This is a genomic window from Clostridium gelidum, assembly GCF_019977655.1.
Lineage (GTDB): Bacteria > Bacillota > Clostridia > Clostridiales > Clostridiaceae > Clostridium > Clostridium gelidum.
Window position 1 is genome coordinate 5,867,154 of sequence record NZ_AP024849.1, and the last position, 23,780, is coordinate 5,890,933.

The 23,780-nt window shown below is 29.4% G+C and carries 25 protein-coding genes and 1 tRNA gene; 9 read left to right on the forward strand and 17 right to left on the reverse strand.

What is annotated here, in order from left to right; all coding sequences use genetic code 11:
- Nucleotides 1-122: 122 nt before the first annotated feature.
- The 13 genes from psyc5s11_RS26890 to psyc5s11_RS26950 form a co-directional block, all read right to left on the reverse strand.
- Nucleotides 123-1,601, reverse strand: a complete 1,479-nt coding sequence (locus psyc5s11_RS26890) for an ISLre2 family transposase (RefSeq protein WP_224033258.1) — start codon at nt 1,599-1,601, stop codon at nt 123-125.
- 197 nt (nt 1,602-1,798) lie between these two features.
- Entirely contained in the window at nt 1,799-2,161 is a 363-nt protein-coding gene (locus tag psyc5s11_RS26895) for a DUF1492 domain-containing protein (protein ID WP_224035500.1), read from the reverse strand.
- Between the two features lie 20 nt (nt 2,162-2,181).
- On the reverse strand, nt 2,182-2,943 hold the full coding sequence (locus tag psyc5s11_RS26900) for a sigma-70 family RNA polymerase sigma factor (protein ID WP_224035501.1): 762 nt from the start codon (nt 2,941-2,943) through the stop codon (nt 2,182-2,184).
- Nucleotides 2,944-3,851: 908 nt separating this feature from the next.
- On the reverse strand, nt 3,852-4,556 hold the full coding sequence (locus psyc5s11_RS26905; protein ID WP_224035502.1) for a hypothetical protein: 705 nt from the start codon (nt 4,554-4,556) through the stop codon (nt 3,852-3,854).
- Nucleotides 4,556-4,693, reverse strand: a complete 138-nt coding sequence (locus tag psyc5s11_RS26910) for a hypothetical protein (RefSeq protein WP_224035503.1) — start codon at nt 4,691-4,693, stop codon at nt 4,556-4,558. Before psyc5s11_RS26910 ends, psyc5s11_RS26905 begins: the two co-directional genes overlap by 1 nt.
- A gap of 196 nt (nt 4,694-4,889) precedes the next feature.
- The gene (locus psyc5s11_RS26915; protein ID WP_224035504.1) at nt 4,890-5,033 is read right to left on the reverse strand and encodes a hypothetical protein; all 144 of its coding nucleotides are present in this window, start codon (nt 5,031-5,033) and stop codon (nt 4,890-4,892) included.
- Between the two features lie 21 nt (nt 5,034-5,054).
- On the reverse strand, nt 5,055-5,294 hold the full coding sequence (locus tag psyc5s11_RS26920) for a hypothetical protein (protein ID WP_224035505.1): 240 nt from the start codon (nt 5,292-5,294) through the stop codon (nt 5,055-5,057).
- A 204-nt stretch (nt 5,295-5,498) separates the two neighbouring features.
- Nucleotides 5,499-6,251 (reverse strand): ATP-binding protein, encoded by a 753-nt coding sequence (locus psyc5s11_RS26925; protein ID WP_224035506.1) that lies wholly within the window; start codon nt 6,249-6,251, stop codon nt 5,499-5,501.
- A 1-nt stretch (nt 6,252) separates the two neighbouring features.
- Nucleotides 6,253-7,131: a hypothetical protein gene (locus psyc5s11_RS26930; RefSeq protein ID WP_224035507.1), complete on the reverse strand. Its 879-nt coding sequence runs from the start codon at nt 7,129-7,131 to the stop codon at nt 6,253-6,255.
- Between the two features lie 113 nt (nt 7,132-7,244).
- Nucleotides 7,245-7,541, reverse strand: a complete 297-nt coding sequence (locus psyc5s11_RS26935; protein ID WP_224035508.1) for a hypothetical protein — start codon at nt 7,539-7,541, stop codon at nt 7,245-7,247.
- A 12-nt stretch (nt 7,542-7,553) separates the two neighbouring features.
- Nucleotides 7,554-7,751 (reverse strand): hypothetical protein, encoded by a 198-nt coding sequence (locus psyc5s11_RS26940; RefSeq protein WP_224035509.1) that lies wholly within the window; start codon nt 7,749-7,751, stop codon nt 7,554-7,556.
- Nucleotides 7,752-7,761: 10 nt separating this feature from the next.
- Nucleotides 7,762-8,055 carry a helix-turn-helix domain-containing protein gene (locus tag psyc5s11_RS26945; protein WP_224035510.1) on the reverse strand — a complete coding sequence of 98 codons (294 nt, stop codon included), beginning with the start codon at nt 8,053-8,055 and terminating at the stop codon, nt 7,762-7,764.
- A 107-nt stretch (nt 8,056-8,162) separates the two neighbouring features.
- Nucleotides 8,163-8,366, reverse strand: a complete 204-nt coding sequence (locus tag psyc5s11_RS26950) for a helix-turn-helix domain-containing protein (RefSeq protein ID WP_224035511.1) — start codon at nt 8,364-8,366, stop codon at nt 8,163-8,165.
- A gap of 149 nt (nt 8,367-8,515) precedes the next feature.
- Here psyc5s11_RS26950 and psyc5s11_RS26955 point away from each other — a divergent pair, with 149 nt between their 5' ends.
- Both psyc5s11_RS26955 and psyc5s11_RS26960 read left to right on the forward strand, forming a co-directional pair.
- Nucleotides 8,516-9,190 carry a helix-turn-helix domain-containing protein gene (locus psyc5s11_RS26955; RefSeq protein WP_224035512.1) on the forward strand — a complete coding sequence of 225 codons (675 nt, stop codon included), beginning with the start codon at nt 8,516-8,518 and terminating at the stop codon, nt 9,188-9,190.
- Between the two features lie 41 nt (nt 9,191-9,231).
- Nucleotides 9,232-10,404 (forward strand): site-specific integrase, encoded by a 1,173-nt coding sequence (locus tag psyc5s11_RS26960; RefSeq protein WP_224035513.1) that lies wholly within the window; start codon nt 9,232-9,234, stop codon nt 10,402-10,404.
- A gap of 101 nt (nt 10,405-10,505) precedes the next feature.
- Here the strand turns inward: psyc5s11_RS26960 and psyc5s11_RS26965 are convergent.
- Nucleotides 10,506-10,580: transfer RNA gene (locus psyc5s11_RS26965), tRNA-Arg, on the reverse strand.
- A 151-nt stretch (nt 10,581-10,731) separates the two neighbouring features.
- Nucleotides 10,732-13,119 (reverse strand): cation-translocating P-type ATPase, encoded by a 2,388-nt coding sequence (locus tag psyc5s11_RS26970; RefSeq protein ID WP_224035514.1) that lies wholly within the window; start codon nt 13,117-13,119, stop codon nt 10,732-10,734.
- 232 nt (nt 13,120-13,351) lie between these two features.
- Between psyc5s11_RS26970 and psyc5s11_RS26975 the strand changes: the two genes are divergently transcribed.
- Nucleotides 13,352-14,074 carry a lysophospholipid acyltransferase family protein gene (locus psyc5s11_RS26975; RefSeq protein ID WP_224038273.1) on the forward strand — a complete coding sequence of 241 codons (723 nt, stop codon included), beginning with the start codon at nt 13,352-13,354 and terminating at the stop codon, nt 14,072-14,074.
- Between the two features lie 307 nt (nt 14,075-14,381).
- Nucleotides 14,382-15,959, forward strand: coding sequence for a DEAD/DEAH box helicase (locus psyc5s11_RS26980; protein ID WP_224035515.1), 1,578 nt, complete (start codon nt 14,382-14,384; stop codon nt 15,957-15,959).
- A gap of 261 nt (nt 15,960-16,220) precedes the next feature.
- Here the strand turns inward: psyc5s11_RS26980 and psyc5s11_RS26985 are convergent, their stop codons facing one another.
- On the reverse strand, nt 16,221-16,736 hold the full coding sequence (locus psyc5s11_RS26985; RefSeq protein ID WP_224035516.1) for an Hsp20/alpha crystallin family protein: 516 nt from the start codon (nt 16,734-16,736) through the stop codon (nt 16,221-16,223).
- Nucleotides 16,737-16,968: 232 nt separating this feature from the next.
- On the opposite strand from psyc5s11_RS26985, the gene psyc5s11_RS26990 reads away from it, so the two are divergent.
- The 5 genes from psyc5s11_RS26990 to manZ all read left to right on the forward strand — a co-directional run bounded on the left by psyc5s11_RS26990 (nt 16,969) and on the right by manZ (nt 22,709).
- On the forward strand, nt 16,969-19,779 hold the full coding sequence (locus psyc5s11_RS26990) for a sigma 54-interacting transcriptional regulator (RefSeq protein ID WP_224035517.1): 2,811 nt from the start codon (nt 16,969-16,971) through the stop codon (nt 19,777-19,779).
- Nucleotides 19,780-20,036: 257 nt separating this feature from the next.
- The gene (locus tag psyc5s11_RS26995) at nt 20,037-20,459 is read left to right on the forward strand and encodes a PTS sugar transporter subunit IIA (protein ID WP_224035518.1); all 423 of its coding nucleotides are present in this window, start codon (nt 20,037-20,039) and stop codon (nt 20,457-20,459) included.
- Nucleotides 20,459-20,941 carry a mannose/fructose/sorbose PTS transporter subunit IIB gene (locus psyc5s11_RS27000; protein WP_311196395.1) on the forward strand — a complete coding sequence of 161 codons (483 nt, stop codon included), beginning with the start codon at nt 20,459-20,461 and terminating at the stop codon, nt 20,939-20,941. Before psyc5s11_RS26995 ends, psyc5s11_RS27000 begins: the two co-directional genes overlap by 1 nt.
- Before the next feature lie 119 nt (nt 20,942-21,060).
- A complete protein-coding gene (locus tag psyc5s11_RS27005) occupies nt 21,061-21,855 on the forward strand; it encodes a PTS mannose/fructose/sorbose transporter subunit IIC (RefSeq protein ID WP_224035519.1) in 795 nt (264 codons plus the stop codon).
- A 23-nt stretch (nt 21,856-21,878) separates the two neighbouring features.
- Entirely contained in the window at nt 21,879-22,709 is an 831-nt protein-coding gene (gene manZ, locus psyc5s11_RS27010) for a PTS mannose transporter subunit IID (protein ID WP_224035520.1), read from the forward strand.
- 159 nt (nt 22,710-22,868) lie between these two features.
- Here the strand turns inward: manZ and psyc5s11_RS27015 are convergent, their stop codons facing one another.
- On the reverse strand, nt 22,869-23,519 hold the full coding sequence (locus tag psyc5s11_RS27015) for an HDIG domain-containing metalloprotein (protein ID WP_224035521.1): 651 nt from the start codon (nt 23,517-23,519) through the stop codon (nt 22,869-22,871).
- Between the last annotated feature and the right edge of the window lie 261 nt (nt 23,520-23,780).

Below are 23,780 nucleotides of genomic sequence, written 5' to 3' on the forward strand. Positions count from 1 at the left end.
ATATATTATTCAACTTCAAATACATTAGGTTGAGTCAAGTAAAAGTTGGCAAGAATTTTATTTAAATTATTATCCATTATTTTACATTGCATTTTTAAAATTTCCCTACCCATACTGTATATTTAACTATAACTAATATCACTAAATGATTTTAATCCACATAAATCACGTACTATTTTTCTACCTAACGTTGCGGCAGCTCCGCTATACGGAATTTGTGCACTATTGCACTTATATGCCTTACACTTATTAGATTCTTTATTCGCTTGAAATACTGTTAATGGTAGTTTTGCAACTACTGTATCAATAACATCATCAGAAATAATATTTCTGTAGATTTTATCTACAGTATCAAACAACCTATTACTAAATTTTTCAGATAATATTTTAGATAAATTATCTGCACCATTAATAGACCAGCTCATTTTTCTGCCCTTCATTCTTTGAGCTAATACATCACAAATATTATGTTCCATTGTGCCTAGATTCTTGTATTCCATGCCTTCCGGCGCCGTAGGCATGTTTATGTCACTTCTTAATTTATACGGTATTAATCCATCTCTATTGTGAACAAAGTAATCATATAATTCAGTAAGCTTCTTAAATGCAATATCTTTTTCGTTTGTAAGTATCATCATATTTACAATAGTTTCTAGACCTTCATCAATTTTACCTTCTCTAAATAGTTTTAGTAATTGCTTTTGAGCTCTTTTATCACTTACCTTACGTATAATCGCTTGGCCTACATGAAATGGATCTAGCTGAAAATGAATGTCTTCATCCTCACAAGTTGCTTTAATCCAATTTGCTCCATCACCGTTTAATATTCTAGTTTGAATTTCATCTACATTGTATTTTTCTGAAATTGTTGCGCTAGCAAGCTTTTTAAAGTGATTGGAATTGCTAAAGCTTGCACAAACAGTTTTATCAACAACCACATATTCTTTTTTGCTCCCTGGGCGTAAAGTCCAGCCAGTATATGATACTGCTAGTTTTAACTCTTTCTTTTTATTTTTCCCTTTTGGTCTATCATTACCTTGAAGATAGAGCCAAACTCCATCTTGCTCCTGAAACAATACTGGTACTTCCTTTTCGCCTTTTAATGCACCTTTGTCATTTAACTCAATTTTACGATTTTCTATTTCTTTAATCTTTTCCCCAAGTGTTTGAACTATGTTCCAAACGCCTTGAGCACTAATATCTTGATTACACATAGTTTTAATATTCTCAGATGTCTTTCTAAAAGAAACCTCCGTCACGTTAGTTAAAATAGTTTCTACGAGATTTATAGACACATTTCCTAAAGTGTCCATCCCTAAATACTCATCCAAAAGGTACTTAGTTGCTTTCTTACCATCTTCAAGTTTAAATTCATAAATGCGCCTAGAATACTCTACGTTCCCCATAATAGTCCTCAAACAAGTTTGCTTACGACCTTTATTACGGTAAACCTTGCTATCTCTTTCATTAAGTAGTTTTTCATCTAAAAATTCTAATATACTTTTTAAAGCATTACAAGCTTCGTCACAAGCATATTTATAAATTCTTTTCTCTAACTCCTTGAAAGTCATTCCTTTATCATTTAAACTTAATTCATACATAAATATAACTCCATTCTATTTAGTCTTAGCAACTTAATTATAATGGATAATTTATGTATTTGGGAGATGCTTTCGCATCTCCTTTTACTATTTATACAGTTTTTATTACTGTTTCTGCCTACTAAAATTATACTCTAACAATACATTATTTATTTTCCATTATGAAGTGTTACTCGTTATTTTTACGGATTTTATCTTTAACAATATAATATCTCTCCTATGGCATCAATTGCCTTATTTTTAATTCTATATATTGTAGCACTTGATATATTAGCTTGATTTATTACAGCTGTAAGGCTTAATTTCTGAACTAAAGTTAATATTATTACTTGTTTCTCCCTATCTTCTAATGATTCTAATGATTCTATAGCATTCTTTATATTAATTAATTCAGTTTCATACTCCAAAATCTTTAACTTCAATTCTTTAATATAATCCTGGTTCTGCTCTAGTTTTTGAGCTGCTTCTAAATTTCTTTTATGATGATTTAGTTTAGCAGATATAACATTTATATTATTTAATCTTTCCGTGGTTAATCTTCTGATCTCCTTTTGATCCATGCACAATCCACCTTTCATATTTAAAAATCAAATATGCTCTCAATCTTCATATCTATTTCCTTGAAGTACTCATCAAAATCTATTTTCTTTTCTACATTTCTATAGTTATAGGTATAAGGGCCTATTATCTCCTCAGCATACTGCTTTCCCTTAGTCCTGCCCCATTTACTGTTGAAAAGCTTTCTTATGGCATTACATTCAATTTGCCTTACTCTTTCTATGCTCACCTGAAGAAGTTCGCCTATTTCTGATAATACTATAGGCTTAATATTCCACCCATAATGAAGCTTTAATACTTCTCTTTCCCTTAGGGTATTATAATCTATCATGGCCCCTTCCAGTTCGTTTCTAAGCTGCTTTAGGTATAATTGCTCGTCTATATTTTCAATCCCATTATCGTGGCTATTTACTAATTCTAACAACTCTGTTTCGTCGTCTTCTCCAACCATCTCATTAAGGCTTTTGAAAGTTTTATAGAATTTAGTATTATTTATATTCTTGGAGCTCCTGCCATTAACACAATTATAAATTTCTCTCTCAATGTACTGAAAAGCATAAGTGATGAAATTAGCTCTATTCTCCATGGTAATATCATATTTATTAGCCGCATTAATTAAACCTATAGTTCCAGATTGCACTAGATCGTCAAACTCAATTAATTTATTCAATCCATTATATTTAGTTGCAAGCTTTCTTACTATTCCTTGATTATTATTAATTAGGCTTTCTAAGGCTTGTTTATCTCCTTCTTGATATAATACAACTAATTCCTCATTGGTCATGCTCTCAGCTCCTCATGCTCTATAATTCAAGTAAATTTATTTAATATATCAATAGTATTGTGGTTCAGCTATAGCTATAATTTATTAAAGTATTTTAATGGAGTACTCCATTTAAATCTTAATATTTCTTAACATCAGCGTTTCATTAAATCTTAGTATTTCTTAGTATGAGTACTACAGATAACCTTACGTTTTGTTACGGTACGCTCCAATAAAAACACTAGCATTTACCTAGTATAAATCCATTGCAACGTTCCATTTTGGAAAGTGTGCATTTTCAGCATTTTGTGTGCATACTTTTTATGGCTTGATCAAATGAAAAAGCTCATGTAATAGTTATAATTAACCGTCTAAATTCTGTGCTTCTCCACAGTGCTATTCAATTAAAGTTGGTTTTGTAACTCCATTAGGACTCTACAACTTTCTAGATATTTCTTAGCTTTAAGCCGCATTGGAACGTTCCATATAAATGTTAAATTTATTAAAAACGTTCCATTAAAAAATTAATATCTATTAGGAATGTTGTACTATGTTTAGGTTGTTTTGTAGTACAACAATAAAATACTCTTACCAGGTTCAATATCAATTAACTATAATGTATTAAACTCCCACGTTTTCCCACAGTAACGTTGCATTTAAGCACCATCATTTCCCATCATTTTTCAATAGTAACGTTCGCTTTAAATCTTAACATTTCCTAACAAAAATCTATCACAACGTTCCTTTTGAACCTTAGCATTTCTTAGTATCCGTTCCCTTTACACCTTAGACATGAATGCCTTGAAATCAATAGCTTTTAACACTAAATATCTATTGCAACGTTGCATATATTGCGTTTTGTAAAGTGTGCATTTTGTGTGCATCCAAAAGTAACGTTTTTAGAAGAGCGTTACTTTTGAGATATTACTCTACTGTTGTATAAAATCTAAAATACTTTTTCCAACTTTCACTTCATATATTTTTTCTAAGTCATGAGAAAACGCGCTGCATGGATATTTCTTTTTTCTAAAGAAATCTATCTTATTATCCTTTTCATTTCTTAATTGTTCTGCATAATCAATATCAAGTAATTTAATACTTCTAAGTACTTCATCTAAATGAAATGACATAACACCATTATTGTTCAATTTATTAGCTTTTAACTTTATAAGATTGAGTATTTTCTCATTTGTTTGATATTGCTCAAATAGCTCTTTTAATATTCCAGAATCCTTTTCATCATCTACGCCATTTAAAACTTGTATTGCGTACAATAAATCAGTGTTTTCCTTTACTTTGTCCTTCTTATCTTCTTGAACAATCTTTCTTTCTAAATCATATTGCATTAGTGTACTAACCTCTGCTATAGCTTTATCATATTCATTAGCTATTTCATTTATAAAACTCTCCCCAGCCTTCTCCATTTCATCACAATGCTTTATTGATAGTTCATTAGCTAGCTCTTGTTTTCCTGATTCAGTATAATTAACATTACTCATTACTTCTTGCTTGCTGCTTCTGTATTTATCAATATCTGAACTTAAATGAGTTTCTCCCTTGTCTAAAATTACATTAATATTATTTTGCATACCTGAAATTGTATTGTTAATATCATCTAACTTATACATTATCATTATTTAATTTCTCCTTTATCACTTATTTTTAATTTCTTTTCCCAGTACCTTTTATTGATCTCTTTAACTTTATCCTTATTCTTTTTACGCCATTCTCTCAAATATGCATTTTTCTTTTCTCTTGCTTCTTCACTCATATACACTCGCCTTTCTCTTAATTAAATAAAACAAAAAAGCCATAGGAATAAATAACTTAGTTATACTCAATAACTTAAGCTAAATATTTCCCATGGCCATTAAAATTCTAACGCCTTCCACCATTACTGGTAGGGTACTAACAATATTATCTTTATCTATATTATATCACGCATCCTTCTTAATATATATATATCTTTATTCCAGGTCTATATAAACCCTATAGAACTTTCCTGTTTTTTGAGGTTTACTTATATTTTTAATCTTAGTTCCAAATGATAAAAGTTTTATAATATTTTGCTTTTCTGTTTCATTCTCATACTTGATAGTAATTTTAGCCATAAAATCTCCTTTCGTGTCAACTTATATAATAAACATTCTTACTTTACTTTTATTATGAAAACCTCTTAATCTTCTTCCAGTTATCAATCTATGAATTAATAGCTGCTTTTGTCTACTTGATAGATTATTGTTTATTACTATTGAGGTTATATTCTGTATATCAAATCTAACACCGTTTATATTTGCTGAAGCAGGATTATATACTATTGTGAATTTCCTACCACCATATTTAAAATTATATCTTTCTTTTATCTCTGCCATAATATCACCCCTCAATTTTATTTGACATTTGTGAGTGCCTATTGTAACCTTAAATTGTGAGTTTAGGTGTTACAATAGGTAACTCCTTGGTGATGGATATTTATTTTAGTATCTATCGCCTTTTTTATTTTCTCTATATCCTATAGATTTAAATTCATTCATTCACTTTTCTCCATTCTATTTTGCATTTGCTTTTTCATTTTTCTAACATAATCTTTGGTTATACTCTTCTCCTAAAATATCTAAGGTTCTATCTTTAGCCATTTGAATTATTCTTGAACCTATAGCTTTATCGATTCTCAATAAATCATTGCTTAAACACTCGCTAGATACAATAATAGGTAATCTATTTATATATCTATAATTAATAATTTTAAAAAACAATTTTATTTCAGCTTCTGTATATCCGCCTTTGAAAACATCATCTAAAAATAAAATATTACACTTTTGATATTTGGTTAGTTTAATTTCATATTTGATTTTATTTGAAATTCTCAAATCAATCATTTCATCCATACAATCTCTATAAGGGAAATATACAGGTTTAAACCCTTTCTTTAATAACTCCAATGATATGCTTATACATATATGAGTTTTCCCTGTTCCTGGCTCCCCTAGAAATGCGATTGAATTGTTATTATCAAATTGTATTCCTTCAAAATTCTCTATAAATTTGACTGCTATTGCTTTCATTCTTTTTGCCACTTTATTTTTTTCAGAATCAAACTCCGCTAATGTTAATTCATTGCATAATATATTAAATCCACTATCTTGCCATTCAGTTTTTAGCCGTTCTTTTTTTCTGCAAATGCATTCTCGTATTATTGATTGAGCATTAATCTGAGGTATTATCTCCACCCCTCTATCTTTACAATTTAAACACTTATAATTAGCTTTGGGAGCTTTTGCCTTGCACCGTTCTACAATCTCATTTATTTTTTGAAAATCGAAATTCACTTTAATCCCATCCTCTCAAATGTACTTCTTTCACTTTTTCATTATTACTATTCCTTTCTTTTGACTGTTTAGCTAAATGTTCACCATAATTTATCTTATTACTTCCATCTTCCATAAAAGTGCTTATTCCATTCTTTCTATTAATAAAATCGGTTAAGCTCCACTTGTAATTAAAATAGAATCCACTTTTTAATATTTCACTATAAGTATCTATAGCTTGTACAATTTCGCTTTCTGAATATTTCTTTAAAGCTTTTTCTATTGCTTTCTCAATATCCTTGCTTAAAGATTTATGCACTATTATTTTTTTACTGTTCCAATGACTATATATATTATTAGATATTATGTTGAGATTATTATGTTGAGATGAGTGCGCCTTTTTCTTCTCCTCATTCTTCTCTTTTTCGTCCCCCTTTTCTTCTCCTGTATTGTTGCTTACCCCTGTGATATTGGGCCTTTTTTCTTCTCCTATCATTCTCTTATTAATCTCTTTATTATTCTCTTTTTTCTTCTCCTCAGTTTTATTGTTTGTTTCATTCTCCTTAGAACCATCTAAACCTTTACCATTGCTAATATTATTATTCTCCTTAAACCTTGCAAGAAAATATTTACTACTTGTTCCTCTTGTTCCTTTTTCAATTTGAATTATTACAATGTTTTCTATAGTAAGTTCTTTAATTGCTCTTTCCATTTGTTTTTTAGTGAATCCCAATCTATACGCCCAACTCTTATAATCAAACCTAAATTCTCCTGGTTCTAACCCCTCATATTTACTTCTAGTAAGGTTAGCTCTAAATTCACATTCCATATAAACGTCAAATACATAACTCAAACTAGAATACCTATATTTTTTTCTTATGTCTATTTCTGTTAAATTCAAACCACCACCTGCTTAAACAAATTTTTAAAATATCTTAATCCCTCAAATGAAGGTTTTTTGTCAAATTCCCTACACAAAGATATATATCTATCCATTAACCTTAGGCTCATTTATTACTCACCTTCCTCCAAATCTTTTAAAATCCATCCTTTTGTCTTTCTATTACTTGATATGATTCTATAACACCATTCACACTTATTAAGCCTGTTAGTTGGCCTTCTAACTTTAGTAATTGTATCTTTATCAAATATATCTAACATGCCATTTTTAAACCAAATCATAGCATAAGAACCATCATTAGCAACTCTTTCTATAGGCGCTTTAATATAAACACCATCCATACTATTAAAATAATGTGCTTGTCCTACGTCTATATGTTCTATTAATTGCTGCAGTATTTCATTTCCCACAAAATCAACCTCCTATCTTACTAATATCCCCTTATGTTCTTCTCCTTTCTTACCATTATTCCAATCATTATAAGTACATTCTTCAATCTGTTTTATTGGGAAATTATCACCTAATAACTCTATACATATTTTTGTATCTCCTGGTATCTGTTTCAAAGTTTGAATTAGTTTTTCTGCTGTAATACCTCTAAAGCTTCTTATTTTATTCATCTTCTCACCTCTATATTCCAATAATATTGTTTAACGAACTTGCTACACTCTTAAAAGCTTGTACTTTTGTTTCTAATGATTTAATTTTCCCCTTTAATTCTGCTATTTCTAAATCCTTCTTTAGACTTTCATCATTTGTAGCAATCCCTAAATACCTATCAACCTCTGATTTTTCAATTAAATATTCAGTTCCACTTTTGGTTGCTTTAATCTTTCCTTTTCTTATTTCATTTCTTACCGTCGCTGGTGGTTTATTTATTATTTCAGCTACTTCTGTTACCTTATACACTAATGCTTTACTCATACTCTACCTCCTCATATAATTTTTTTTCAAGGTGTGCACCTTTAATTATGTCAATACTTGCGTTGTCATTTAGAACTTTATAGATATGTTTTTATATTTATTAGAAATTACTTTTCAACCTTAATTATTTCTGATACATCAATATTTAGTGCCTTCGCTAATAATCCAACAGTTTTTATTGATGGATTATTAACCCCATTAAGTATTTTAGAGACTGTAGCTCTTCCAAGTCCTGTTTTTTCTACTAATTCATTAACTGATAAACAAGCTTTAGCTTGAGCAATTTTTATTTTATGCAAGTCTAATTCCATTTTACACCTCCATTCAGTTACTTTTGTAACCCTTATGTCATAATAATAGTTTACTTTTGTGTACCTGTCAACGTATTTTGTAAACTTTTCTATTCTTTTTAGTTACAAATGTGTACTTTAATGTTATTATTCTAATAGGAGGTGTTCTTATGTCAATAGGAGAAAATATAAAATTATACAGAAATAAACTGGGTTTAACGCAAAAGCAATTAGCTGAAAACTGTTCGCTTTCTGAATCCGCTATAAAATATTATGAAAATAATAGACGAAATCCTAAAATTGAAACTTTAAATAAAATTGCTGATACTCTTGGCGTTTCAACTAATGATTTAGTTAATATAAATGAATTCAAGGAAGAAATTAATTTTATAGATAATAGACAATACACAATAAAATCTAAAATGAATGAATTGGAATCAAACATTAAATTACTCAAAGAAACCTTAGATATACTTACATTTGCATTAAAAAATGAGAAAAACACGAATGAACAAATTAAAGAATATGATTTAAAAAGTATAATGGATAATTTAAATAATCTTCCTGAAAAAATGGATAAAGTACTTGATATTATTTCTCCTAAAAAAGAAAATGATATTACAATTGAAGAAGAAATTAAATTTTTATCATGCTCGGAACTTATTGACCTTGATAACATAAATTCTTCTCCAGAAGATTCAGATGGTATAAGGTATAGTATTATAAAAATTATTAAATGCTTGCAATACAATGCAGACAATTTGTCTCGAGAATCATTTGATATTATTGTTAAAAGCGTCCTAAATACAATTAAATTTGAAATGTATAAATTGAAGAATAATTAATGTTATATTTCTTAAATTTATGCAGTAAAGAAGGTGAATAGATGGCAACATATAAAAATATATCCTCAATTCAGTCAAAACCCAATTGGAGAGCAACAGTAAGTCTTGGATATACAAGTGGCAAAAAGAATGTTGAAAGAAAACAAGGCTTTAAGACTAAAAAAGAAGCAGAAGTATGGGTTACTGATATATTAAGTAAAAAAAATAAAGGTTTTATTGCTCCAACTGAAAGTAATGCCTTATTTAAGGACTATATAAATAAGTGGTTTAATGAATATAAATCTAAACATATAAGTATTAATACCAGGACCAATTATAGATCAAGAATTGATACTCATATAGTGCCTAAATTAGGTGAATACAGGCTTAATAAAATCACTAATGCAATCATCCAAGATTTTTATAATAGCCTTATAGGCGAAGGCCTTAAGCCTTCCAGTGTAAAAAAAATAATGGAAACGGTCAATGGTGTTTTGAAATATGCTCAAAAGAGTAAATTAATATATAACCTGCCTACCGATATAGAAAAACAGCCTATGAATAAACCTAAAGTCGAGTTTTGGACTAAAGAAGAAATTGATTTTTATTTAGATAGGATTTATGGATCATATCTCTATACACCTATTTTAATAGAAATATTTACTGGCTTAAGAGTTGGTGAATTATGTGGTCTAAGATGGTGTGATATTGATTTTGATACAAATAACTTAACTGTTAATAATCAAGTTATTTATGATAGAGAGTTAAAAGTGTTAGTATTTTCAGAGATATTAAAGACTGATACAAGTTATAGAAAGATAAGTTTACCTAAAATGTTAACTGATTATTTAAAGTCTATTAAAGGTGATTCACTTGATACTGACTTCATAGTATTAAATCTTCAAGGTACAATGTATAATCCTAGAAACCTATCTATGAATTTTACGAAATCCATACACAAATATAGAAAATCTATTGATGATCTAAAAGGAGAAAATAAAAAAATTCCTGAAGATTATATGCGGCTCAAACAAATAACATTTCATGCTCTTAGGCATACTCATGCCACATTATTAATATTCAATGGTGAAAATATAAAGGTCATATCTGAAAGACTTGGCCATAAAAATATATCTACTACATTAGATACTTATACTCATGTTATGGAAGATATGAAAAACAATACTGCAGATTTACTTGATAGTATTTTTAGATATGTGCCTAGTACAACATAGTACTAAAAAAGCTGAATTAAAAATTTAGTACAATTTGTAGTACAACTTTTCACATAAGAAAAGGCTTAACCATTACAGTTAAGCCATTCTTTGTTATTCATTGGTACTCCCAGTGGGAATCGGACCCACATCTGTCCCTTAGGAGGGGACTGTTCTATCCATTTAACTATGAGAGCATATATTAAAGAATCAAACTAAACATTTAATTCTTACTCATAAATTCTATTATAATTATTTACTATTGTCAAATTTATAATGAATATTTTGGGTATTTATAAAAGGTTATCTTAATCACATCTTTAAGATAACCTTTTTTAATTCTGTTTTTTATATTGTTTTAACTTTGAATTTCTTATTAACTCTGACTCTAAATATATCTACAATCCTAGTTATTAAAGGGCTTGATAGTACTATTACAGTTAATAATATTATCCAATGCTTTAAATGTATTTCAGATAAGCTAAATATATATCGTCCAATTGGAGTTAAAAATGCAAGGACTATAATTCCAAACATACTTAAGCACATTACTGTTTTAAATTTACTTAACGGTCTTGCAACTCTAAATAGTATTACCATACTAATTCCTGCAAACATTAATACTGATAAAGTTCTACTGTACATCATTGGTAACCCCGTTTGAAATGCTATCAAAAATGTACCCAGTGTAAATAAGGCAAGTAATATTCCATTTGGAATACTAACTGTAAGTATTCTAGGTAAAAATCCTTTTTTAACACCACCAGCACTAGGTAATAATGCTAAGAAGAATGATGGAATTCCTATAGCGCAACTTCCTATTAAAGATAGCTGTATTGGTAATATAGGATATTCTATAAACATTACTGAGCAAATAAATGATAATATTACCGAGTATACAGTTTTTGATAAAAATAATTCTGAAACTCTTTCTAAATTGTTAATTTGTTTTCTTCCCTCTTCAACAACCTTAGGAAGTGCAGCAAAATCTGATTTCATTAATACTAATTGTGCTACAGCCTTAGTTGCATCGGATCCATTTGCCATAGCGATTCCACAATCTGATGATTTTAATGCAAGTACATCATTTACTCCATCACCTGTCATTGCAACGGTATGACCCATTTCTTGAAGCTTTAAAACAATCTTCTTCTTTTGATGTGGCGAAACTCTTCCAAAAACAGAAGTCCTATTTATTAATTCCTTTAATTTTTCATCATCTTCTGGCAGATCTCTTGCATCAACGTAATTCTCCCAATTCTTCACCCCAGCACGTCTTGCAACTTCTGAAACTGTAACAGGACTATCTCCTGATATTATTTTGACATCTACACCTTGTTGATTAAAATATTTCAATACATATGGAGCTGCGTCTCTTATAATATCTTCAATCAATATTAATGCAACACTTTCTATCTTTCCTTCTAAATCTTCATTTAATTTATTATGAAGATTTGCTAATAATAAAACTCTTTTTCCCTTTTGAGCTTCTTCTTTAACCAAATGCTCTATGAAATGATATTCCTTATTTAATATTATTTCTGGTGCACCAAGAATCCATGTCCCAAGATCTTCAAAAGTAACTCCACTCCACTTCCTTTTAGAGGAAAATGCAATTTTGTCAATACACTTTATACTCTTGTCATATTCTTCATATCTAGCTAAAATAGCTTTTTGTGTTGGATTATTATTTGGAACATTATTAACTAATGCTGCTAATATTGTATCTATTTCTTCTGAATCTCTATCACCAATATTTTTAACTTCTGATAATTTCAAATCTCCTTGTGTCAAAGTCCCTGTTTTATCTAAACAAAGTACATCTACTCTTGCTAAAACTTCTGTAGCACTTAATTCTTGAACTAAAGTATCATATTTAGACAATCTTATAATTGAAACTATAAATGTAGCACTTGTTAGCAAAACTAGTCCTTCTGGTATCATTCCAACAATTCCCGATACGGCTCCTATAGCAGCATCTTGCCATGTATTCCCAGGAATTCGCAGCTGAGTTATTATAAGTAGAACTGATAACGGCGGTACAATGAATAGTATTACTTTAAAAATTTTATTTATTGCTTCTTGTAAATCCGAGTTTATTATTTTAAATTGCCTTGCCTCTTCTGCAAGCGTTGAAGAATAAGTTTCTTTTCCAACCTTTTTAACCAAGGCATAACCATCTCCAGCTACAACAAAACTACCAGATAATAATTTTTCTTCAGTGCGCTTAAGAATGGCATCTGCTTCTCCAGTTAACATAGATTCATCTATTTCTAATCCATTGCTATATAAAACTTCTCCATCTGCTAATATCTGTAACCCTGTTTCTAGGTAAAGTACATCATCTAAAACAATCTCTTCTATAGGAATTTTCTGTATTTCTCCATCTCTAAGAACTTTTGCGTGAGCCATGCTTATAACAGATAATTTTTCTAGTGTATACTTTGCTTTAACTTCTTGAACTACACCAATTAGCGTATTAACTATAATAACACCCACAAATATTGCATTCTTAGGTGATCCCGCTAAAATGATTACTGCTGCAAGTACAAAATTTATAGCATTAAACATTGTAAATAAATTTGCTCTTATTATTTGAGGTATAGTTCTTGATGGTGTTTTAGGAATATTATTAACTTTTCCCTCTTTAATTCTTTGTTTAACTTCCTTTGATGTTAATCCTATTATATTTTCTTCATTAATGTCCTTTATATCCACTATATTATTTAAATTCATTAAAATTCCCCTGCCTATGTAAATTATTTTTGCTATACTATTTCATAGAATTAATCATTATAATATATATTATACATTTATTAATATTATTTTTCCCTATATATTTACTTAATTTTATATTAATTTTATCTAAATTTAATATGTTCGCAATTTATTAAAGCTTTTAAAAGATTGACTTTTATAATATACTGATTAGTATAAAATTTAATTTATTAAGGATGTGTTATAGGTGATAATAAGAACTATATTTTTTTATACCTGTCTTCTAGTAAGTTTTATTGTTACTTCTTTTTTGGGAATTAATGTAAAACTTTTAAATAATAAAGGTGACATAAAAAAAACAGATCACTATATTCAGAAAGTAGCGTATAAATGGGCTAGATTTGTTATGAATGCATCTGGTGCCAAAATTAATGTTATAGGTGTAGATAATCTTCCTAAAGATCAAACTGTACTATTTGTATCAAATCATCAAAGTAATTTTGATATACCATTATTATTAAGCGCCATTGATATGCCAAAGGGGTTTATTGGAAAGAAAGAGCTTGAAAACTGGCCTTTTATTTCCACTTGGATGAAATATATGAATTGCATTTTTATGGATAGAGATAATTTAAGAAAATCTGCACAATCCATAGTTGAAGGTATTAACTTATTAAAATCTGGTTATTCAATGGTAATTTTTCCCGAAGGAACTAGGAGTAAAGGGCAACCTGTTGATGAATTTAAAGGTGGTAGCTTTAAACTTGCTACCAAATCTAAATGTCCAATAGTCCCAATTACTATAAATGGAACCTATAAGTTATTGGAATCAAACAATAACATGATCAAAGGTGCAAACGTAGAATTAGTAATACATCCTCCAATAGATGTCACAAAACTAAGCAAAGAAGAATTAGAAAACTTACCAGAAACCGTTCATTCTATTATAAGTGGTAGTTATAAAAATTATTAATATATATAATTCTGCCACTTAAAAAAATTTCAAATCACTCATTTTTATGGTAATAAAATAAACTATCATGTATATAAAAATTATTTATGCATAACTTTCAAGCTAAATGTTAAACATATAGTAAAATATAATTTTTACTAGTTATAATATAATTGCACAAAATTAAATATACTTAATTGAAAATTAATTTTGACATCCATCTGTTTTTTATGTTATAATAGGTTCATTTGACTTATGAATAATATTTTAGTATTAATTATTAAAGTATTAACTACCCAATTTTAAAATAAAGAAACGAGGATATTTAATGAATGATAATCAATTTGCTACATTAGGTCTTAAGGAGAGTATTGTAAAAGCAATATCAGACCTTGGTTTTACGAAACCATCTCAAATACAAGAACAAAGTATTCCAGCAGCACTTGAGGGTTTAGACTTAATAGGTCAAGCACAAACTGGTACTGGAAAAACTGCTGCATATACTTTACCAATTATCACTAGAATGAGCGATGCATCAGGAATAAAAGCTCTTATTCTAGCACCAACAAGAGAACTTGCAGTTCAAGTTAATGATGAAATCCAAAGACTTGCTAAATATGAAGAACTTGAAACATTAGCTGTTTATGGTGGAGATTCAATAGACAGACAAATGAGAGCTCTTAGAAAAGGCACTGTGGATATTGTTGTTGGAACACCTGGAAGAATGTTGGATCTTATAAAAAGAAAATGCCTTCATTTAGAAAGTGTAGAGTTTTTAGTATTAGATGAAGCTGACGAAATGCTTAACATGGGATTTATTGATGATATAGAAGAAATCCTTAGCCATACTCCAGCTGAAAGACAAACTTTATTATTTTCTGCAACAATGCCTGCTCCAATAGCTAAGCTTGCTAAGAAATATATGAAGCCAGATGCTAAAATTATTAGTGTTAAAAAAAGCTCAATGACTGTATCTAAGATTGAACAAAGCTATTTTATGATTAATAATAAGCATAGATTAGAAGCTCTTTGTAGATTATTAGATCTAGATGATCCAAAGTCAGCTATAATATTTTGCAGAACTAAAATAGGTGTTGACGAACTTGTGCAAGAATTACAATCAAAAAGCTATATGGTTGAAGGAATGCATGGAGATATGACTCAAACTCATAGACAATCAACTTTAAATAAGTTCAAAAAAGGTACTTTAAGTTTATTAATCGCGACAGATGTTGCAGCTAGAGGTATCGATGTTGAAGGCGTAACTCATGTATTTAATTATGATTTACCTCAAGACGTTGAATCTTATGTTCATAGAATTGGTAGAACTGGTAGAGCTGATAAAAGCGGTATTGCTTATTCATTAGTAACTCCAAAAGATTTATCAATGCTTAAACAAATTCAAAATGTTACTAAAAGTTCAATAACACAAAGACCAGTTCCAACTGCTGAAGCAATCCATAATAAAAAGTTTAAAGATATGGTCGCAAAAGTTGAAGAAGCTATTAACGCTGGAGAACTTACTAAATTTATTCCAAGTGCAATAGAATTAGCTGAAGCTAATGATCCAATATCAATTATTGCAGCTTTAATGAAAATTAAGTTTGAAAATGAAAGTGTTTTTGATTATAGTTCAAATAATTTAGATGCACCTAAAAAAGACGATGTTCGTTTATTCTTCTCTGTCGGCAAAAGAGATGGTTTAACTCCAAAAATATTAATTAATTACATAAAAGATATGACACGTGTTAATACTTCAGTAATTGGTCAAATAGATCTTATGGAAAACTTCTCATTTGTAACAGTAAATGAAACTGTATCTAATCAAATATTAGATAAATGTCCAGGTGGAAAGATTAATTCTAAGCGAGTTAACGTTGAAGTTGCCAATAAGCGTAAGAGATAATAACATTTTATTAACTTAATACTCTTACTAAGGGAAGATTTATTTTTAGGTATATACCTAGAGCTTATCCTCCCTTTTTTATTTTTTAATTTTCTTATAGGTATATGTTGCAATAATAATTTTACAATTAAAATATAATTTATCTGCTAATCAGTGGCTAACTGTAAAATTTATTTGCAATATATAAATATAAAAATTCTAAATTACCTTTTCACATTAAATATCATCCACACTCTTTTTTGTACTTATCCACATATGCTATTAATTATCTACATTTTCTTCGTAAGAATCCACATCTACTATACTTGATACACTTTTCACTGCATATTTTTTTTGCATTCTCATACTAAAAATACCATTATCAATGCTTTTGAGTATTTGACTCGTATCTATTTCTTCAATATTTTCAAACTTCTTATTATATGATTTCTTAACAAATACATTTCCAGAAACATCCCAAAAACTGCTTTTTTCTACTTCTGCTCTATTCAAATTTATTTCTATTATTCCGAGCTCATATCTTATACTCACTTCTCGAAGATCAATACCCTTTAAATCTATAACTAACAAGTACATATCTTCGTATTGCTTAAGTTCAATAAAATCCATCTCATTGGATTCCTCTATTTTCTTATCATTTGTATCAGTATATCTATAATTCTCTGTAACTTCATTTATATAAATGTTGTCTAAAAAAGAATTCATAATTGTATTTATTCTTTCTCTATTACTTAAACTAGTAATATTTCCAAATCCAAAAGAAAAAATCTTAAACATATTATCCTCCTAATATATTTATTATCACTATATAATATTTATTAATTGCTAATTTGTTTAAATATTTTTTTATTTACCTAGGATTAATGTATATATGTAAGCCTTGCTTGATTTAGTGTATTTAATACACTAATCACATATTTGCTCTTTTGTATCAATTAGCAGTATCAATACACTATTGAATATTCTTGTTTAAAGACTTACAATAGTACTTTGAAAGGAGTGATCACTATTGAAGCGTATCGATAAAATTTATGACTACATTTTACAATCATCCAAAAGTTTTGATAAAGATAAGTTTTTGCAGCAGAACGGATTTAGTTCACAAGAAATTGGAGATGCATTAGATATCCTAAGAAATAATGTTTCAAAAGAGCTTAATACTCTGTGCAGAGAAAAGAAAATAATTAAAATTAAAAACAGGCCTGTTTTATATTTTGATAGAAATTGCCTTGAAGACATATTTTCTATCAAATTACCTAAAGATTTAGAAGAACTATCAGATATCAGTTCTTTAACTGGTGCAACAAAGGAAATCATTGAAGACCACTCACCATTTGACGATTTGATTGGTGCAGGCTCTAGTTTAAAAAATCAAATTGAGCAAGCCAAAGCAGCCTTATTATATCCACCAAATGGATTGCATACATTGATAGTTGGTAGTACAGGTGTTGGTAAAAGTTTATTTGCTAACATTATGTATGAATATTCCAAATATATAAAGAAATTGCCTGAGGATGCACCTTTTGTTGTTTTCAATTGTGCTGACTATGCTAACAATCCACAACTTCTTTTGTCTTATATTTTCGGACATATTAAAGGTGCTTTTACAGGTGCTGAAAAAGAAAAAGATGGTATTGTTTCAAAGGCTAATGGTGGTATTCTATTTCTAGATGAAATACATAGACTTCCACCAGAAGGACAGGAAATGGTATTCTACTTTATGGATACAGGAACGTACAATAAACTTGGGGAAACTGATAGAACCCGCAAGGCTAGTGTACTATTAATAGGTGCAACCACAGAAGATCCTAATTCTACTTTACTTAAAACTTTTGTACGAAGAATTCCTATAACCATATCTATCCCTGATTTCGATGAAAGACCTATTGATGATCAAATTCAATTAATACACTATTTAATCTCAAAAGAAGCTCAAAGAGTTAATAAAACAATAAAAATTTCAGCAGAAGCTATTAAGGCTTTAATTGGCAGCACTTCCTTTGGTAATGTAGGCCAATTAAAATCTAATATTCAATTAGCTTGTGCAAAAGGTTTTTTAAATTGCATTAATACGAATGAATGTATTGATATAAATTTAAATTTGTTACCACCTAATATAAAAAATGGAATTCTTCTTTTAAGTAATAAAGTGAAGGATAATGCAGCAGCATGGAACATAATTCCTAATACAATTACTATTCAACCTGATGGCAATAAGACTTTTTTAGAAACCGATGCATATGAACCTCCATTTAACATTTATAACATTATAGAAGATAAAACTTCTGCTCTTCAAGAAGAAGGCATGGGTGATCAGGACATTAAAGACTTTATAACTACTGATATTAACATTCATTTAAAACAATTTTATGCTAAGTTTAAAAATGATACTCATCGTCGAGAAGGGTTATTAAAAATTGTTGATAAAGATATGATTGATTTTGCTGAAGAGATAAAAATTTTAGCTGAAGCTAGATTAAATATAAAATTAAATGAAAGATTTATTTATGCTACAAGTCTTCATTTTAGCGCATTGTTTAATCGCATTAAGAAAAAGACAGTTTCTTTCTCATCGCCTCTTGAGTTAGCATCAACTATTAATAGTAAAGAATATTCAGTCGCTAAAGAAATTCATGCATTAATAGAACAACGTTATAACTTAACAGTTCCACCTGTTGAAATTGAGTATCTTGCATTGCTTTTAACTTCAATTCAAGAATCATCACATCAAGAAAGAGTAGGTATTGTAGTTGCAGCTCACGGTTCAAGTACAGCTACAAGTATGGTTGCTGTAGCTAAAAAACTTTTTGATGCTGATAACATTTCAGCTGTAGATATGCCTCTTGATATGACCCCTTCTAATATATTAGATACTGTAATCGAAAAGGTTAAAGCAGTTCATGAAGGTAAAGGAGTGCTTCTTTTAGTGGATATGGGTTCTTTAAATACCTTTGGCGACCTTATTACGGAGAAAACTGGAATCATCACTAAAAGCGTTGATATGGTATCTACCCCATTAGTATTAGAAGCTGTTAGAAAATGTTCTCTTTGTGATACAGATTTAAATTCTGTTTATTCATATTTGCTTACTGATTTTAGAGGATATACTAACAAGCTTATTTCTGATGAAACTTCTGCTACTGATGGTGTTATTATTACAATTTGTTCTACTGGCAAAGGGGCAGCTCTTAAACTCAAAGAATTAGTTCAAGATATTGTAGATAATATCACTGCTGATCACATAAATACAGATACTATCAATATACTTCCTACTGGATTAGATAATTTAATTAAATCTATAAATCATATATCTAAAAATAATAAAATTATAGCTCTTATTGGTATCAAAAATCCTAATATGGGAATTCCGTTCATATCATTAGAAAATTTAATTGATGGATCTGGAGAAAAAGTATTAAAAAATTTAATAGAGGGAAATACTATTATTGCTCCTAATGATAAAAAAGAAAATCAAATAGTTCTAAAAAACCTTTGTAAACAGAGCCTTAGAGAACTTTTGACATTTCTTAACCCTGAAAAAATAGGTTCATTATTAGAAGACTTTGTTATCTCTATTGAGAAATCTCTATGTATAAATTATGAAAACTCTGACAAACTAAGGATTATGCTACATGTTGCTTGTGCCTTAGAACGGATGATTTTAAATGATGGTTTAGAGTATAAAGAATCTCCTGATACACTAAATAAAGACCGTTTATCTGCCTTAAATAAAGCTAGCTTAATATTCAAGAACTCACTATCTATCTCATTAACCAACGATGAACTATATTATATGGTTGATATGCTTAATGAATATTAGACTTTTACTAAACTCAACATTAGTATCAAATTATAACTTTATTAATAAAAGTATATCGTTTTCTATACGGGAGTGTATCAATACCTATTTATAGTGTATTGATTTTATTATAGTTATATTTCTGTAATTATACTAAAGCTGTATCTTTAAGAGTATTTACTCTTTTTGATACACTATCTTGGCACACTAATTGCTATATATATTAGCATAGACCTAAACACAAAATATTAATTGTAATAATGAAAGGGTGATAAAGAGTGATCGCATTAATTATAAGTACTCATGGAAGCTTTTCAGAAGAGCTTGTCAAATCATCAGAAATGATTTTTGGTTCTCAAACAAACGTGGGTGTTGTAACATTTAAACTAGGCGAAGGTACAGAAAATTTAGTAGATAAATATAATACGCTTATAAATGAATTAGATTGCACTGATGGAATTTTATTTATGGTAGACCTTTTCGGAGGAAGCCCATTCAACGCAGCTAGTATACTTGCATTGAAAAATGACAGCATGGAAATTGTAACAGGGGTTAACCTTCCAATGTTATTAGAAGTCTTTGGTAGCAGAGATTTTTCAAGTCTTTCTGAATTATTAGCAATTGCACAAAGTGCTGGTAAAGAATCTATAAAACAATTTGTTAAAGAAATAAACACAAATATCGAGGAGGATGAATTATAATGAAAATCGCATTAGCAAGAATCGATGACAGATTAATACATGGACAAGTGGTTACAGTATGGTCAAAGGAAACAAAATGTCAAAGAATCATCGTATGTAACGATGATGTAGCAAACGATGAAATAAGAAGAACTTTGTTAACTCAAGTGGCACCTCCAGGTGTTCAATCTTCTGTAGTTGGTATAGACAAAGCAATTAGAGTTATTAATAACCCTAAATATGAAAATGATATTGCATTACTTCTTTTCACTAATCCTGCAGATGTTCTTAGATTAGTTGAAGCTGGAATTGATATTAAAACTGTTAATATTGGCGGAATGTCTTTTAAAGAAGGTAAGACTCAAATAAATGGTGTTGTTTCAGTAAATGATGAAGATGTTAAAGCATTTAGAGCTTTAAATGATAAAAATATAGAATTAGAAATGAGAAAAGTTGCTTCTGATTCAAAAATTTACATTATGAATTTAATAGATAAAATGTAGTTCCTGTAAAAATGTAGTTTAACTACATTTTTACTCTAAAACATATATTAAACATTTACATTTAACTTTGTATATTTATTAGCTTAAATATAAATAATTTTTAATAGGGAGGTATTATTATGGAAATTAACACATTACAAATTATTCTTATTTTCATAATCGCATGTGTTGCTGGTATGGGTAGTGTTCTTGATGAATTTCAAACGCACAGACCATTAATCGCATGTACATTAATCGGACTTGTTTTAGGAGATTTAAGAACCGGAATTATAATTGGTGGTACACTTGAAATGATGGCTCTTGGCTGGATGAACATCGGTGCTGCAATGGCTCCTGATGCTGCTTTAGCTAGTGTCGTTTCTACTATTCTAGTAATTGCTGGCAAGCAAGATGTAAGTGCTGGTATCGCTATTGCAATTCCTATTGCTGCAGCTGGTCAAGTATTAACTATACTTGCTAGAACTATTACTGTATTCTTCCAACATCAAGCAGATAGAGCTGTTGAAACTGGAAATCTTAAAATAATTGATATTTGTCATATTGGCGCTCTATGCGTTCAAGCGTTACGTGTATCAATTCCAGCTGTAATCGTTGCTATGTTTGTTGGTACTGATATTGTTCAAAACATGTTAGCATCTATACCTGACGTTGTAACTGGCGGACTTAGAGTTGGTGGTGGTGTTGTAGTTGTAGTTGGATACGCAATGGTTATCAATATGATGGAAGCAAAGCATCTAATGCCTTTCTTCTTCTTAGGATTCGTTGTCGCTGCAATTGCTAACTTAAACTTAGTTGCTTTAGGTGTAATTGGAACTGTAGCTGCTATAATCTACATTCAATTAAGCCCTAAATTCAATGCAAGTGCTGTTAATACTACATCTACTTCATCTAGTGATGAAGACGATGAACTATAAACTGGAATAGGAGGTAAAATATTATGAGTAAAGAATTAGAAAAAAAACTTACCAAAAGTGACATTACAAGCATGTTCATTCGTTCAAACCTTCACCAAGGTTCATGGAATTACGAAAGAATGCAAGCTTTAGGATATTGTTTTGCAATGGTTCCAGTAATTAAGAGATTATATACTGGTGAAGAAAGAAAGCAAGCTATTAAGAGACATCTTGAGTTCTTTAATACACAACCATTTGTTACTGCTCCAATACTCGGAGTTACAGCAGCCATGGAAGAACAAAAAGCTAATGGTGCTGATATTGATGATGGTGCTATTAATGGTCTTAAGATAGGTTTAATGGGACCTCTTGCAGGTGTTGGTGATCCAATATTCTGGGGTACATTAAGACCAGTTGCTGCTGCTTTAGGTGCTTCAATAGCATTAACAGGTAGCATACTTGGACCAATATTATTCTTTGTAATATTCAATGCAGTTCGTCTTGCAATCAGATACTATGGAGTTAGTTATGGTTATAGCAAAGGAACTACTATCGTTGCAGACATGGCTGGTGGTAAACTTCAAAAGTTAACAGAAGGTGCTTCTATCCTTGGATTATTTGTAATGGGTGCTCTTGTTAATAGATGGACTACAATAAATATCCCAATAGTTGTTTCAACTATCGCTAAGGCAGATGGAACTGTTGAAATAACAACTATTCAAACAATTTTAAATTCATTATTACCAGGATTACTTCCATTATTAGCTACATTCGCATGTATGAAGTTGCTTAAGATGAAAGTTAATGCAGTTTGGATTATCTTTGGAATATTCATTCTTGGTATTCTATTCTACGGATTAGGATGGATGGCATAATTTTTAATTGTGACATACAATAAAAAATTATTCTTATATAAATATAATATGAATATGGTATGAATAAAAACTTATAGTGTTAGACTAGTATAAAGAAAGAGACTATCTTTTGAAATGATTTTAGATAGTCTCTTTTCCCTATTATATAAAGTTATCATACTAGCTTTTTTTTGCTTCAGGTTGCTTATTCTTATAAAAATTGCTTATCTTTTCTTTAAATCTACCTACTTCAATTTCGGTATTCTTAATTTCATTATCATCTAAACCTCCTCTACCTAATCTATCAGAAAGTGAAACTAAAACTATTTCATTGATATTCACATCTTCTAACATATTGCTTATATTTTGAAACTTCAAATTCTTAGTTACAAATAAACTTTGCATATGCCATCTTACAAGTGCTGTTACTTCAGCTATGAAACTTTCTTCTTCATTAAAATAAGTTAAGAATGACCTAGTCATATCTGCACCTACAATGTCATGATCATATGAAGTTAATCGTCCTTTTCTAATCTTAGTAGTTGGTTTCTTACCTATATCGTGTAATAAAAGTGACCACATAAAGGTTCTTTTATTATTACTCTTTTCTCTGTTTTTTGCCCCTTCGTCAACAACCATTATTGTATGAATAAATACATTTCCTTCTGGATGGAATTTAGGATTTTGCTCAACCTCCTGCAAATCCTTAATCATTGAGAATGGATACTTATCAAGCGTACCTTCTTTTAATAATTCATCCAGGTAAACAGATGGTTTCTCATCACTAAGTAAATGTTTTTCTATGTCTAAAAAGATTTCCTTATCACTCATAACATACTCCCTTTCAATTTCCTTGCCATTAGCAATATAAATTTATATTAGGCATATGAAAGAAAATAACAAGTCCATGATGCGATGTATATTTTTCTTCAGACGAAGAAGTATATTTGCCTCATAGTGGGCTATTAGGTGAACATGCTGATGATGTATGAAGGAAATTAGACTAGCATTCTGACTTGTTATTTCTTTGAATATGCCTTAACACTCCACATTTAAATATATCATTAATATTAGTATATCAAATACTCCAAT

What these genes read in the sequence shown, in the direction of transcription:
- psyc5s11_RS26950 (WP_224035511.1), bottom strand. Translation starts at nt 8,366, where the DNA reads ATGGAATTAGACTTGCATAAAATAAAAATTGCTCAAGCTAAAGCTTGT.
- psyc5s11_RS26955 (WP_224035512.1), top strand. Translation starts at nt 8,516, where the DNA reads ATGTCAATAGGAGAAAATATAAAATTATACAGAAATAAACTGGGTTTA.
- manZ (WP_224035520.1), top strand. Translation starts at nt 21,879, where the DNA reads ATGAGTAAAGAATTAGAAAAAAAACTTACCAAAAGTGACATTACAAGC.
- psyc5s11_RS26900 (WP_224035501.1), bottom strand. Translation starts at nt 2,943, where the DNA reads ATGACCAATGAGGAATTAGTTGTATTATATCAAGAAGGAGATAAACAA.
- psyc5s11_RS26890 (WP_224033258.1), bottom strand. Translation starts at nt 1,601, where the DNA reads ATGTATGAATTAAGTTTAAATGATAAAGGAATGACTTTCAAGGAGTTA.
- psyc5s11_RS27000 (WP_311196395.1), top strand. Translation starts at nt 20,459, where the DNA reads ATGAAAATCGCATTAGCAAGAATCGATGACAGATTAATACATGGACAA.
- psyc5s11_RS26960 (WP_224035513.1), top strand. Translation starts at nt 9,232, where the DNA reads ATGGCAACATATAAAAATATATCCTCAATTCAGTCAAAACCCAATTGG.
- psyc5s11_RS27005 (WP_224035519.1), top strand. Translation starts at nt 21,061, where the DNA reads ATGGAAATTAACACATTACAAATTATTCTTATTTTCATAATCGCATGT.
- psyc5s11_RS26915 (WP_224035504.1), bottom strand. Translation starts at nt 5,033, where the DNA reads ATGGCTAAAATTACTATCAAGTATGAGAATGAAACAGAAAAGCAAAAT.
- psyc5s11_RS26895 (WP_224035500.1), bottom strand. Translation starts at nt 2,161, where the DNA reads ATGGATCAAAAGGAGATCAGAAGATTAACCACGGAAAGATTAAATAAT.
- psyc5s11_RS26985 (WP_224035516.1), bottom strand. Translation starts at nt 16,736, where the DNA reads ATGTTTAAGATTTTTTCTTTTGGATTTGGAAATATTACTAGTTTAAGT.
- psyc5s11_RS26910 (WP_224035503.1), bottom strand. Translation starts at nt 4,693, where the DNA reads ATGAGTGAAGAAGCAAGAGAAAAGAAAAATGCATATTTGAGAGAATGG.
- psyc5s11_RS26920 (WP_224035505.1), bottom strand. Translation starts at nt 5,294, where the DNA reads ATGGCAGAGATAAAAGAAAGATATAATTTTAAATATGGTGGTAGGAAA.
- psyc5s11_RS26980 (WP_224035515.1), top strand. Translation starts at nt 14,382, where the DNA reads ATGAATGATAATCAATTTGCTACATTAGGTCTTAAGGAGAGTATTGTA.
- psyc5s11_RS27015 (WP_224035521.1), bottom strand. Translation starts at nt 23,519, where the DNA reads ATGAGTGATAAGGAAATCTTTTTAGACATAGAAAAACATTTACTTAGT.
- psyc5s11_RS26945 (WP_224035510.1), bottom strand. Translation starts at nt 8,055, where the DNA reads ATGAGTAAAGCATTAGTGTATAAGGTAACAGAAGTAGCTGAAATAATA.
- psyc5s11_RS26905 (WP_224035502.1), bottom strand. Translation starts at nt 4,556, where the DNA reads ATGATAATGTATAAGTTAGATGATATTAACAATACAATTTCAGGTATG.
- psyc5s11_RS26970 (WP_224035514.1), bottom strand. Translation starts at nt 13,119, where the DNA reads ATGAATTTAAATAATATAGTGGATATAAAGGACATTAATGAAGAAAAT.
- psyc5s11_RS26940 (WP_224035509.1), bottom strand. Translation starts at nt 7,751, where the DNA reads ATGAATAAAATAAGAAGCTTTAGAGGTATTACAGCAGAAAAACTAATT.